This is a genomic window from Phytopseudomonas dryadis, assembly GCF_004327355.1.
Taxonomy (GTDB): domain Bacteria; phylum Pseudomonadota; class Gammaproteobacteria; order Pseudomonadales; family Pseudomonadaceae; genus Aquipseudomonas; species Aquipseudomonas dryadis.
Genome location: NZ_QJUM01000019.1, coordinates 21,028 through 33,079 on the forward strand (window position 1 = coordinate 21,028; position 12,052 = coordinate 33,079).

Annotated in this window: 10 protein-coding genes; 6 read left to right on the forward strand and 4 right to left on the reverse strand. The window is 67.3% G+C overall.

Annotated elements, in window-relative coordinates:
• Positions 1-2: 2 nt before the first annotated feature.
• Positions 3-1,262 (reverse strand): SfnB family sulfur acquisition oxidoreductase, encoded by a 1,260-nt coding sequence (locus tag DNK34_RS16225; protein WP_131175975.1) that lies wholly within the window; start codon positions 1,260-1,262, stop codon positions 3-5.
• A gap of 246 nt (positions 1,263-1,508) precedes the next feature.
• Between DNK34_RS16225 and DNK34_RS16230 the strand changes: the two genes are divergently transcribed.
• The 3 genes from DNK34_RS16230 to plsB all read left to right on the forward strand — a co-directional run bounded on the left by DNK34_RS16230 (position 1,509) and on the right by plsB (position 7,257).
• Positions 1,509-1,817 carry a hypothetical protein gene (locus DNK34_RS16230; RefSeq protein ID WP_131175976.1) on the forward strand — a complete coding sequence of 103 codons (309 nt, stop codon included), beginning with the start codon at positions 1,509-1,511 and terminating at the stop codon, positions 1,815-1,817.
• A gap of 52 nt (positions 1,818-1,869) precedes the next feature.
• Complete coding sequence (locus DNK34_RS16235) at positions 1,870-4,128, forward strand: putative bifunctional diguanylate cyclase/phosphodiesterase (RefSeq protein ID WP_131175977.1); 2,259 nt, start codon at positions 1,870-1,872, stop codon at positions 4,126-4,128.
• 645 nt (positions 4,129-4,773) lie between these two features.
• A complete protein-coding gene (gene plsB, locus DNK34_RS16240; protein WP_131175978.1) occupies positions 4,774-7,257 on the forward strand; it encodes a glycerol-3-phosphate 1-O-acyltransferase PlsB in 2,484 nt (827 codons plus the stop codon).
• Positions 7,258-7,278: 21 nt separating this feature from the next.
• On the opposite strand, the gene DNK34_RS16245 is transcribed toward plsB, so the two are convergent.
• The gene (locus tag DNK34_RS16245; RefSeq protein ID WP_131175979.1) at positions 7,279-7,866 is read right to left on the reverse strand and encodes an acyl carrier protein phosphodiesterase; all 588 of its coding nucleotides are present in this window, start codon (positions 7,864-7,866) and stop codon (positions 7,279-7,281) included.
• 158 nt (positions 7,867-8,024) lie between these two features.
• On the opposite strand from DNK34_RS16245, the gene DNK34_RS16250 reads away from it, so the two are divergent.
• Genes DNK34_RS16250 through DNK34_RS16260 form a run of 3 tightly spaced genes read left to right on the forward strand, consistent with a single transcriptional unit; the run spans position 8,025 to position 10,600 of the window.
• Positions 8,025-8,336, forward strand: coding sequence for an ArsR/SmtB family transcription factor (locus DNK34_RS16250; RefSeq protein ID WP_131175980.1), 312 nt, complete (start codon positions 8,025-8,027; stop codon positions 8,334-8,336).
• Between the two features lie 31 nt (positions 8,337-8,367).
• Positions 8,368-9,534 (forward strand): MFS transporter, encoded by a 1,167-nt coding sequence (locus tag DNK34_RS16255; RefSeq protein ID WP_131175981.1) that lies wholly within the window; start codon positions 8,368-8,370, stop codon positions 9,532-9,534.
• A gap of 16 nt (positions 9,535-9,550) precedes the next feature.
• Complete coding sequence (locus DNK34_RS16260; RefSeq protein WP_131175982.1) at positions 9,551-10,600, forward strand: alkene reductase; 1,050 nt, start codon at positions 9,551-9,553, stop codon at positions 10,598-10,600.
• 339 nt (positions 10,601-10,939) lie between these two features.
• Here DNK34_RS16260 and DNK34_RS16265 read toward each other — a convergent pair whose 3' ends face one another.
• Positions 10,940-11,227: a YciI family protein gene (locus tag DNK34_RS16265; RefSeq protein WP_131175983.1), complete on the reverse strand. Its 288-nt coding sequence runs from the start codon at positions 11,225-11,227 to the stop codon at positions 10,940-10,942.
• Positions 11,228-11,257: 30 nt separating this feature from the next.
• Positions 11,258-11,848: a TetR/AcrR family transcriptional regulator gene (locus tag DNK34_RS16270; protein WP_131175984.1), complete on the reverse strand. Its 591-nt coding sequence runs from the start codon at positions 11,846-11,848 to the stop codon at positions 11,258-11,260.
• Between the last annotated feature and the right edge of the window lie 204 nt (positions 11,849-12,052).

The window sequence follows — 12,052 nt, forward strand, 5'->3', positions numbered from 1 at the left end:
GCTCAGATCCAGGAGTGACGGGCGGGATGCCGCCCATTGAGGTGGTAGGCGCCGACGGCGTGGTACTTCCAGCGCACCGGGTCGTGCAGGGTGTGGGTGCGCGCGTTGCGCCAGTGCCGGTCGAGGCCGAACTCGGCCAGGGTGGCGCGGCTGCCGGCCAGCTCGAGCAGCTTCTCGCTGGCCAGCAGGCTGATTTCGGTGGTCAGCACCTTGGCTTCGGCCACGGCGATCGAGGCGCGCGCGGCCGCCTCGGCGTCGATCGGCCCGGCACTGACCTCGTCCAGTACCTGGCCGGCCTTGCGCAGCAGCGCTTCGGCGGCATGCAGGTCGACCTGCAGACGGCCGATATCGGCGATCACATAGGGGTCGTCGCTGGCCCGCTCGACATTGGCGTCGATCCAGGGCCGCGACTTCTCGCGGATGAAGGCGATCGCGTCGCGCAGCGCACCGGCGGCGATACCGGCATCGATGGCGGCCTGGATCAACTGCGAAGCCGCCCCCTGGATGCTGGGCCGCTCGCCGAACTGCCAGAGCGGGACCAGGTTGTCGGCATCGACCTCGACCCGATCCAGCAGCACCGTGCCGCTGGCGGTGGTGCGCTGGCCGAAGCCGGACCAGTCGTCGACGATACGCAGCCCCTGGCGCCCGCGCTGGATCAGCGCCAGCACCGGCCGCCCCTGCTCGTCCAGGGCCTTGACCGCCACCCAGTGGGCGAACAGGGCGCCGGTGGAGTAGAACTTCTCGCCGCTGACGAGGTACCGCTCGCCGTCGCGCTGCAGGCGGGCGCGCAGATCCAGGGTGTGCTTGCTGTTGCGCTCGGGGCCGGCATTGCCGATGCGCCAGCCCTGCAGCACGCTGGCGAACAGGCGCTGGCGCTGGGCCGGGGTGGCCAGCAGTTGCAGCAGCGCGAGCATGCCGAACTGGTTCTGCGGGATCTGGCCCAGGGCCGGGTCCACCGCGGAAATGATGCGGAAGACCTCGGCAATGGTGGTGAAGGCCACCTGCGGGCCACCGAACTCGCGGGGAATGGCGATGCTGCCCAGGCCACTGGTGGTGAATTGCTCGACCAGCGCCCACGGCAGCTGCCGTTCACGGTCACGTAGCGCGGCCCCGGCGCTGGCCGCCGCGGCCAGTTCATGGGCCGCCTGCAAGGCCTGCTCGTCACTGCTCAGGATACGCGCGGGCAGGAGCGGCGGCGCGATATCCCGCTCGAAGGAGTCCGCATGATGTTGCGAGTTCGAGCCGCGGTTGTCGTCGGCCATATACACCTCATGTGCAGAGCATCGCGCCAGGCCAGGATGAGCGGTAGCGATGCAAGAGGCATATACCCTAGTTGAAGGAAGACCAATTAATTAAATAGCTTTTTAGAATAACTTTAGACAGAGCTGATCCTGCTGCGCGGCGCTGCCCAGGTCAGGCGACGCCGGCAGCCATACTGACGCCGATCAATAGTTGCGCGCGGGCACAAGCCTAGAATTAATGGCCATTAGCCACCCCGAGCCCATGCCATGCCCCAGCCCCAATTGCTGCTCTCGCTGCCCGAGTCCGGCCGTGTCTGTCAGGTGAGGCGCTACCTGCAGCGCCAGTTGCCCGGCTGCAGCGTGCTCGCCGAACCCAGTGACTGCGAACAGGGCGCGCGCTGTAGCTGGCCGCACAGGCTCTCGGCGCTGCAGGCCGCCCAAGTGCGGACGTTGCTGGAGGACGCCGTACAGCTGCTCGAACACGACCGGCATGCCGTTCGCGCCGCGCCGCTGGCCAGCCTGCGCAGACGCCTGGACCGGGTGCTGGTGGAATTGGCGCGCGCCGGGGCCTGTTGATGCGCTCGCGCGCAGGCAATCGCCCTTACCCCAGACCTACGCGGGAAACGCCATGAGCCATGAACAGGAGTTTCAGGAGTTGCTGCGCCACCTCGGCCTGGGCGAGGAAGAAATCCGCCAGCGCCTGCTGTTCCTCGACTGGAGCCAGGCCGACGGCGAGCGCCTGAACCGCGACAGCGACAGCGTGCTGCCCCACCACGGCGCCTTCCTCGACCGCCTCTACGCACGCCTGGGCGAATTCCCGGTACCGGCGGCGATCATCGGCAGCGGCTGCACGGTGACGCGCCTCAAGCACAGCCAGACCGACTACTACCGGCGCCTGTGGCAAGGGCCGCACGACGCGGGCTACGTCCTCAATCGCCTGCGCGTGGGCTGGGTGCACCAGAAGATCGGCCTCGACCTGAAATGGTACCTGGGCGCTTACCGCCTGTATCTGCACGAGATGCTCGACGTGCTGCTCGGCGAGCACGCCGCCAGCGACACCTACGCCAGCCTGCTCAAGGCGGTGTTCTTCGATATCTGCCTGGCGCTGGACACCTACGGCGCCGCTCAGCGCAAGGCCCTGGAGGACAGCGAGGCGCGCTTCGCCCGGGCCCTGCGCGGGGCCAACGACGGGGTCTGGGACTGGCACATCGACCATGACCGGCTGTACTGCTCCGAGCGCTGGGCGAGCATGCTGGATCTGCACCGCGACCAGCTCGGCGAACGCAGCGCCAGCTGGTTCGCCCGTGTGCATCCGGAAGACCTCGGTGGCCTGCGCCGCGCCATCGACGCCCACCTGCAGGGCCAGAGCAGTTCGCTGCACCACGAGTACCGGATCCGCCGCCGCGACAACAGCTACCTGTGGGTGCTGGTGCGCGGCGTCGCCGAGCAGGTGGCGCCCGGCGAGCGGCGCATGGCCGGTTCGCAGACCGATATCAGCCAGCACCGCCTGGCCCAGGAACAGTTGCAGCACGCGGCGCGCCACGACCCGCTCACCGGGCTCTCCAACCGCGCCCGGCTGAACGAGCTGATGGGCCAGGCCCTACAGCGGCAAGGACGGCCCGGTGCCCGCGAGACCGCCCTGCTGTTCATCGACCTGGATCGTTTCAAGCTGATCAACGACAGCCTCGGCCACCAGATCGGCGACCTGGTGCTGGTGGAAGTGGCGCGGCGCCTGAAACACTGCCTGCGCCCCGGCGACCACCTGATCCGCTTCGGTGGCGACGAGTTCGTCGTACTGCTCGACGACCTGGCCAGCACCCTGGATGCCGAATGGGTCGCCCAGCGCATGCTCGACAGCCTCAATCCGCCGATCCAGGTGCAGCAGCACCTGCTGGTGGTCAGCGCCAGCATCGGCATCGCCGCGCTGAAGGATCAGGACAGCGGCCTCGATGCCCTGCAGGCCGCGGACCTGGCCCTGTACCGCGCCAAGGCCGCGGGCAAGGCGCAATTCGCCCACTACAGCGCCGAGTTGCAGAACCAGGCGCAGCAGCAATTGATCCTGCAGAACGCCCTCAGCCAGGCCCTCGGTCGCGACGAATTCAGCCTGCGCTATCAACCGATCTGCCGCATCGACCTCGACCCGCCACAACTGATCGGCGTGGAAGCCCTGCTGCGCTGGCAGCATCAGGGGCGGATGGTCTCGCCCCTGGAGTTCATCCCCGGGCTGGAGGAATCCGGGGCGATTCTCGCCGTCGGCGACTGGGTGCTGGAGCAGGCCTGCCGGCAGGTACGCCAGTGGCAGCTGGCCGGGCATGAACCCCTGCGCTGCTCGGTCAACCTCTCCAGCCGGCAGTTGCAGCAGGCCGACTTCGCCCAGCGGGTGCAGCGCATCCTGCACGACAGCGGCCTGCCGGCGGCCAGCCTGGTGCTGGAAATCACCGAAAGCCAGTTGATGGAAGACAGCGCCCAGACCATGGCCTGCCTGCGCGAACTGGCGGGGCTGGGCATCCAGCTGGCGCTGGACGACTTCGGCACCGGCTACTCCTCGCTCGGTTACCTCAAGCGCTTCCCGCTGCATATCCTCAAGGTCGACAAGAGCTTCATCAGCGGCACGCCGAGCGATCCGGACTCACGGGTGATCAGCCGGGCCATCATCGGCCTGGGCCTCAGCCTGGGCCTGGAGGTGGTGGCCGAAGGCGTGGAAAACGCCGAACACCTGGACTTCCTGCGCCTGGAGCACTGCCGCCTGGCCCAGGGCTTCTGGTTCAGCCGGCCGCGTTCGGCCAGCGAGCTGGAACGCCTGCTCAGTGGCGAAGAGGGGTTCGAAGGCTTCGCCACGCGGCCGGATGACGGGCGCTCGCCCGGCGCGGCGCATCCGTCGCGCTGAGCACCCGGCCACGCTGCCGTAGCAGCCGCAATACGAGGGTACGGCACGGCAAGGATTCCGCGACAACCAGCGTCCGGACAGGAGCCCCGCCCCGGGGCGAAGCGATGGCGGCCATCCAGCGGCATCCGCGGCGTGACCGCCAATCGCCGCGGGGTCGCGGCTCCTACAGGATGCGCAAAGCCAGCGACCGTGTAGGAGCGCCGACCCCGGCGCGATGCGATGCGATGCGATGGCGGCCATCCCACAAAACCAGTGGTGCGACCAGCAATCGCCGCGGAGTCGCGACGCCTATAGAATTGCGCAAAGCCAGCGACCGTGTAGGAGCGCCGACCCCGGCGCGATGCGATGGCGGCCATCCCACAAAACCAGTGGTGCGACCAGCAATCGCCACGGAGTCGCGACACCAGCAGGATTGCGCAAAGCCAGCGACCGTGTAGGAGCGCCGACCCCGGCGCGATGCGATGGCGGCCATCCCACAAAACCAGTGGTGCGACCAGCAATCGCCGCCGCAGCTACAACCAAGCGCGACCCTAATTCGCTGATCGGCTGCCAACACGGCAGAGTTTTACAAGATTTTGCCGCCAGGGCGGCGATCCGGCACACTAGCGCCCCCGAGCCCCGGCTCGTCGCCACAGCCAGATCCGTATGACCCGCTCCCCGCTTCGCCGCCTCGCATTCGGTACCCTGCGCCGCCTGCTGTACCTGTGGGTGCGCTCGGAAACCATCAACCAGTCGGCCCTCACCCTCAAGCTCGACCGCAGCAAACCGGTGTTCTACGTGCTGCAGCGGCCCGCCCTGAGCGAACTCGCGGTGCTCGACCACGAATGCAGCAAGACCGGCCTGCCACGGCCGGTGCTGCCGGTGGCGGTGGGCGAACTGATCGAACCGGCGGCGTTCTTCTACCTGACCCCGGAATCCGACTGGCTCGGCCGCCAGGACAAGCGCGGCATCTCGCCCACCCTGCAGCGGATCGTCGCCGCCCTCGGCGAGCACGCCGTGGACGATGCGCAGATCATCCCGGTCAGCGTGTTCTGGGGCCAGTCGCCGGATCATGAGACCAGTGCCTGGAAACTGCTGTTCGCCGACAGCTGGGCGGTCACCGGGCGCCTGCGCCGGCTGGCCAGCATCCTCATCCTCGGGCGCAAGACCCGCGTGCAGTTCTCCACACCGATCCACCTGCGCGAACTGATCGCGCAGAACAAGGGCCAGGAACGCACCCTGCGCATGGTGCACCGTATCCTGCGGGTGCACTTCCGCAACCAGAAGGCCGCGGTCATCGGCCCCGACGTGTCGCACCGGCGCAACCTGGTCAAGGGCCTGGTGCACGGCCCCCAGGTACGCCAGGCCATCGCCGAACAGGCCGAACGCGAGAACCTCCCGCTGGAGAAGGCCGAAGCCCTGGCGCTGCGCTACGGCAACGAGATCGCCTCGGACTACACCTACACCGTGATCCGCTTCCTCGAGCTGGTGCTGTCGTGGTTCTGGAACAAGATCTACGACGGCATCAGGGTCAACCACATCGAGGGCGTGCAGGACGTCGCTCAGGGCCACGAGGTGGTCTACGTGCCCTGCCACCGCAGCCACATCGACTACCTGCTGCTGTCCTACCTGCTGTTCCGCAACGGCCTGACGCCACCGCACATCGCCGCCGGCATCAACCTCAACATGCCGCTCATCGGCGGCCTGCTGCGCCGTGGCGGGGCCTTCTTCATGCGCCGCACCTTCAAGGGCAACCCGCTGTACACCGCGGTGTTCAACGAATACCTGCACACCCTGATCAGCAAGGGCTACCCGGTGGAATACTTCGTCGAGGGCGGCCGCTCGCGCACCGGGCGCATGCTCCGGCCGAAGACCGGCATGCTCGCCATCACCCTGCGCAGCTACCTGCAGAGCCATCGCCTGCCGCTGGTGTTCGTGCCGGTGTACATCGGCTACGAGCGCGTGCTGGAAGGCCGCACCTACCTCGGCGAGCTACGCGGCGCGAGCAAGAAGAAAGAGTCGATCTTCGACATCTTCAAGGTCATCGGCGCCCTCAAGCAACGCTTCGGCCAGGTCTGGGTCAACTTCGGCGAACCGATCAAGCTCGACGCCTTCCTCGACCAGCAGCAACCCGACTGGCGCAGCCAGACCCTGGCGCCGCACTTCCGCCCGGCCTGGCTCAACGACGCCACCAACCGCCTCGGCGAGCGCGTGGCCCGGCACCTGAACGAGGCCGCGGCGATCAATCCGGTCAACCTGGTCGCCCTGGCGCTGCTCTCCACCAGCAAGCTGGCCCTGGACGAACGCGCCCTGACGCGCATCCTCGACCTGTACCTGGGCCTGCTGCGGCGCGTGCCCTACTCGCCGCACACCACCCTGCCGGAAGGCGACGGCCTGGCGCTGATCGAATACGTGCGCGGCATGGACCTGCTCGCCGAACAGAAGGACGCCCTGGGCCGGATTCTCTACCTGGATGAGCAGAACGCCATCCTCATGACCTACTACCGCAACAACGTGCTGCACATCTTCGCCCTGCCGGCACTGCTGGCCAGCTTCTTCCAGAGCAGCGGGCGGATCAGCCGCGAGCAGATCCTGCGCTTCGTCCACGCCCTGTACCCCTACCTGCAGGCGGAACTGTTCATCCGCTGGTCGCAGGACGAACTCGACGACGTGGTCGACCAGTGGCTGGCGGCCTTCGTCGAACAGGGCCTGCTCAAGCTGGAGAACGAGCTGTACGTGCGCCCGGCCCCCAGCTCGCGCCACTTCGTCCTGCTCACCCTGCTGTCGCGGGCCATCGTCCAGACCCTGCAGCGCTTCTACATGGCCAGCGCCCTGCTGCTCAATGCCGGGCAGAACAGCATCAGCGCCGAGGAGCTGGAAGACCTGTGCACGGTCATGGCCCAGCGCCTGTCCATCCTGCATGGGCTCAACGCCCCGGAATTCTTCGACAAGAGCCTGTTCCGCCACTTCATCCAGACCCTGCTCGACCAGGGCGTGCTGCGCCGCGATGAAGCCGGCAAGCTCAGCCACCACCCGCTGCTCGCCGAGCTGGCCGAAGGCGCCGCCAAGCGCGTGCTGCCCGCCGAGATCCGCCTGTCCATCCGCCAGGTGACCATGGATCGCAGCGAGGACATGGCCGACGGCTTGTAGCGCAACGAGGCGGCGCTCGCCTCAGGCCGGCGTATCCGGATGCTGCGCGCCGACGAAGGCCATCAGCTGCGGGTAGAAGGCGCTGAAATCCTCGCTCAGCGGCTGGTACAGCCGCTGCAGCTCATCCAGGCTGCCGTCCAGCAGGGCGGGCCGTGACAGGCGCCGCGACATGCCGGCGATCACCTGCTCCAGCACGGCGAAATCCCGGTAACTGCCGAGCCAGTCCTGGGCGGCCATGCGCGGGGCGATCCGTTGCAGGTTGCCGGGCAGGCGCTGCTCGGCCGCCAGCACCTGATACACCCGGGCGGTGAAGCGATCCAGCGGCTGGGCGCTGTAACGCTGCCAGTCGCGGGCCAGGCAATGGTCGAAGAACAGGTCCAGGAGAATCCCCGCGACCCGTCTGCGCGCGGCGGGAAAACGCGCCCGCGCCCTGGCCTGCAGCGGGTGGCTGTCGGTAAAGGCGTCGATGCGCCGGTGCAGGACGATGGCCGCTTCGATGCCGGCCGGCCATTGCCCGGACAAAGGCCCCTTGACGAAATCGCCATACAGGCTGCCGAGCAATTGTGGCGGCGCGTCGCCGCCCAGGTGCAGGTGTGCGAGGTAGTTCATGGCGTACAGTTTAGGGCCTGTTGACGTTTCAGCACGACCGCGCCGGCCATCATCCGAATCGATGAACACTATTGTCCTGAACGATCTGTATATCGCCAAGTCTCGATATAAAGTTCGCTGCATCGCGATATGGCGTTACCCCGATACCTGGAGAGCCCATGGCCACCGCCGACATCGACCTGGACGACGTGATCAAGGCCCTGGCCCACCCCGTGCGCCGGGACATGCTGCGCTGGCTCAAGGAGCCCGAGGCGTACTTCGCCGAGCAGGATCACCCGTTCGCCATCGGCGTCTGTGCCGGCAAGTTCGACGAGCGCACCGGGCTGTCCCAGTCCACCGTGTCGGCGCACCTGGCGACCCTGCAGAGGGCCGGCCTGGTGACCAGCCGCAAGGTCGGCCAGTGGCACTTCTTCAAGCGCAACGAAGCCTGCATCCAGGCCTTCATCCGCCTTATCGGCGAGCAACTCTGACCCTCAGCCAAAACCTTCAGGAGCCGGTGGCATGCCCGCAGCCTTACTCGTTCTCGCCCTGTCCTCGTTCGCCATCGGCACCACCGAATTCGTCATCATGGGCCTGTTGCCGGAGGTCGCCGGCGATCTCGGCGTCTCCATTCCCGGGGCCGGCTGGCTGGTCACCGGCTACGCCCTGGGCGTGGCGCTCGGCGCGCCGTTCATGGCCCTGGTCACCTCCAGTTGGCCACGCAAGGCCGCCCTGCTGTCGCTGATGGGCATCTTCATCGCCGGCAACCTGTTCTGCGCCCTGGCCAGCGACTACGCCATGCTGATGGTCGCCCGGGTGATCACCGCGCTGTGCCACGGCGCCTTCTTCGGCATCGGTTCGGTGGTGGCCGCCAGCCTGGTGCCGGCCAACCGCCGGGCTTCGGCGGTGGCCATGATGTTCACCGGCCTGACCCTGGCCAACGTCCTCGGCGTGCCGCTGGGCACCGCCCTGGGCCAGGCCGCCGGCTGGCGCTCGACCTTCTGGGCGGTGACCCTGATCGGGGTGATCGCGCTGATCGGCCTGTGGCTGGCCCTGCCGCGCCACCGCGACGAGCCGCGCGCCGACCTGCGCCGTGAAATCGGCGCGCTGCGCGGCGCCGGCCTGTGGCTGGCGCTGAGCAGCACGGTGCTGTTCGCCGCCTCGATGTTCGCCCTGTTCACCTACATCGCCCCGCTGCTCGGAGAAATCACCGGCGTCTCGCCCTCGGGAGTGACCTGGACGCTGCTGCTGATCGGCCTCGGCCTGACCCTGGGCAACGTGCTCGGCGGCCGCCTCGCCGACCGCAACCTCAAGGCCACCCTGCTCGGCGTATTCATCGCCATGGCCCTGGTCTCGACCCTGTTCAGCTGGACCAGCCGGGCCCTGGTGCCGGCGGAAATCACCCTGTTCTTCTGGGCCGTGGCCGCGTTCGCCGCGGTGCCGGCCCTGCAGGTCAACGTGGTGGCCTTCGGCGCCGCCGCACCGACCCTGGTCTCGACCCTGAACATCGGCGCCTTCAACCTGGGCAACGCCCTGGGCGCCTGGGTCGGCGGCCTGGTCATCGCCGGCGGCTACGGCCTGACCAGCGTACCCCTGGCCGCGGCGGCACTGGCCGTGCTGGCGGTGCTGGCCACCCTGCTCACCTTCAACAGCCGTACCCCCGAACCTGAACTCGCACTCAGTGAATGATCAGAGGACTCCCGCAATGACGACACTTTTCGACCCCATCAAGATCGGCGACCTGGAACTCGCCAACCGCATCATCATGGCCCCGCTGACCCGCTGCCGGGCCGACGAGGGCCGCGTGCCCAACGAACTCATGGCCGAGTACTACGTACAGCGCGCCTCGGCCGGCCTGATCATCAGCGAAGCCACCTCGGTCACGCCCCTGGGCGTGGGCTACCCGAACACCCCGGGCATCTGGTCCGACGAGCAGATCCGCGGCTGGAGCAAGGTGACCAAGGCGGTACACGCCAACGGCGGCAAGATCGTCCTGCAACTGTGGCACGTGGGGCGTATTTCCGACCCGAGCTACCTGGACGGCGAGCTGCCGGTGGCGCCGAGTGCGATCAAGCCCAGCGGCCACGTCAGCCTGATTCGCCCCCAGCAGGAGTACGTCACCCCGCGCGCCCTGGAAACCGAAGAGATCGCCGATGTCATCGAGGCCTACCGCCAGGGTGCGGAAAACGCCAAGGCCGCCGGTTTCGACGGGGTGGAAATCCACGGCGCCAACGGCTACCTGCTCGACCAGTTCCTGCAGGACAGCACCAACCGGCGCAGCGACCGCTACGGCGGCTCCCTGGAAAACCGCGCGCGCCTGATGCTGGAAGTGACCGATGCCGTACTCAGCGTCTGGGAACCCGGCCGCGTCGGCATGCACCTGGCGCCACGCGCCGACAGCCACGACATGGGCGACTCGCAACGCGCCGAGACCTTCGCCTACGTCGCCCGGGAACTGGGCAAGCGCGGCATCGCCTTCATCTGCGCCCGCGAGAAGGAAGCCGACGACAGCCTGTCGCCGAGCCTCAAGCAAGCCTTCGGCGGCGTGTTCATCGCCAACGAGCGCTTCACCCGGGAACAGGCCAACGCCTGGCTGGCCAGCGGCAAGGCCGACGCGGTGGCCTTCGGCGTCCCCTTCATCGCCAACCCCGACCTGCCGGAGCGCCTGCGCCAGAACGCGGCTCTCAACGAGCCGCATCCGGAGACCTTCTACGGCTCCGGCCCGGTCGGCTATATCGACTACCCGCGCCTGTAACGACCCGTGCCTGGCTAATGCCTGTCAGTCAAGCATTGGCTCCATAAAACGGCGGTTTGCCCTGCCCCCGCGGCGATGGCTGGCCATGACACGCTGTATGCGATGACCACCCTCACATCGCGCAGGGTCGCGTCGAACGCCTGCAAGGTGTGCAACTCCATCTGTGTCGCGGGTATGGGACGGGCGCGAATCGTGGCCGCAAGCGAGGCACGACGAACACCTGCCCACGCTGGCGATCGTCTTCAAGATCCCCAGCGCGCCGCGATGCAGTACCGCCATGCTGGTGACCGAGGCGAAGATTCCCGGCACACAGACCGGCTTATGCGGGTGCCTCGCCGTTCAACCGAGCAGGAAAGCCAATCGCTCATCAGCTTTCGATGGCGACACCTCGACGATCTCGGCTCGCACCACGTCATCGGCCACGAAGGGGTCGCGGTCGACCCGTTCCTGAAGCTCGTCCAGCGTGACGCCATGCGCCAGGATCGCGCCACCCGCCTGTGGCTGGATGCTGCCGGCCAGCAGGAACACACCGTCGTCGAAGCCTCGCTGTAGCCAGTCCTTGTGGGCTTGCATCAGCCGCCCGGCCTGATCCCGCGCAGCGGAGAATCTAAGAAACACGATGAACATGGCACGTTCTCCTATGAGATGGACAAGGGCTCATCCGCTTGCCGTCTGCGCCGCCTCCACGGCAATGCCATCGAGCCAGGCACACATGCGCTCCACTTCCTGCTGGACGAACCGCTTGTCGTGGAAGGCATGGGCGAGTACCGCGACGCCCTGGCTGAACGCCAGGACGTGCATCGCCAGCGCATCCGCATCGGCCTTGCGCCCGAGCAGCACGAACTGCTGGCGCAGCCAGCTACGGAACAAGGTGAAAAGCCGGTTGGCCTGTGGTTGCGCCGGATGTGCGAGCTTGGCCAACTCGGTACAAAGCGTGCCCACCGGGCAGCCGTGGCGCATGATCCTGGCCTGGTTGGTCACCACAATGCGGATGAAGCTGCGGATGCGCCCGACCGGGCCATCGCTTTGCGCCTCCCATGTCTCCAGCATCTGGCGGGTGCTCGCCGCGCGCGCGCCGATGACGGCATCCAGGATCTCGTCCTTGCTCTTGAAGTGATAATAGAAATTGCCGCGCGAGATGCCGACGGCATCGGCGATGTCGGCGAACGACGTGTGCTCGTAGCCGCGCTCGTAGAACAGCCTATCCGCCTCTGCGACGATACGGTCGCGGGTGGTCTCATTGCTCATGGCCTGCGTCCAGCCAGTGTCCCGCGCTCATTGGCTTCACTCCTTTCCGCCCTAGGTCAATTGTCCTATACAGAGCAAAATCATAGGACGACTGTCCGAGACGGTCAATGCGGTTGGCCTCCTCTGACTGCTCGCTTCGCAGTTCAACACCGTTATTCTCTCAGGATCGAGGCGGGATCTACCCAACTAAGAACGCATTCCTTC

Bases quoted from the DNA above. Each gene is read 5' to 3' on its own strand.
- DNK34_RS16255 (WP_131175981.1), top strand. From the start codon at position 8,368: ATGCCCGCAGCCTTACTCGTTCTCGCCCTGTCCTCGTTCGCCATCGGC.
- DNK34_RS16225 (WP_131175975.1), bottom strand. From the start codon at position 1,262: ATGGCCGACGACAACCGCGGCTCGAACTCGCAACATCATGCGGACTCC.
- plsB (WP_131175978.1), top strand. From the start codon at position 4,774: ATGACCCGCTCCCCGCTTCGCCGCCTCGCATTCGGTACCCTGCGCCGC.
- DNK34_RS16235 (WP_131175977.1), top strand. From the start codon at position 1,870: ATGAGCCATGAACAGGAGTTTCAGGAGTTGCTGCGCCACCTCGGCCTG.
- DNK34_RS16250 (WP_131175980.1), top strand. From the start codon at position 8,025: ATGGCCACCGCCGACATCGACCTGGACGACGTGATCAAGGCCCTGGCC.
- DNK34_RS16270 (WP_131175984.1), bottom strand. From the start codon at position 11,848: ATGAGCAATGAGACCACCCGCGACCGTATCGTCGCAGAGGCGGATAGG.
- DNK34_RS16245 (WP_131175979.1), bottom strand. From the start codon at position 7,866: ATGAACTACCTCGCACACCTGCACCTGGGCGGCGACGCGCCGCCACAA.
- DNK34_RS16230 (WP_131175976.1), top strand. From the start codon at position 1,509: ATGCCCCAGCCCCAATTGCTGCTCTCGCTGCCCGAGTCCGGCCGTGTC.
- DNK34_RS16260 (WP_131175982.1), top strand. From the start codon at position 9,551: ATGACGACACTTTTCGACCCCATCAAGATCGGCGACCTGGAACTCGCC.
- DNK34_RS16265 (WP_131175983.1), bottom strand. From the start codon at position 11,227: ATGTTCATCGTGTTTCTTAGATTCTCCGCTGCGCGGGATCAGGCCGGG.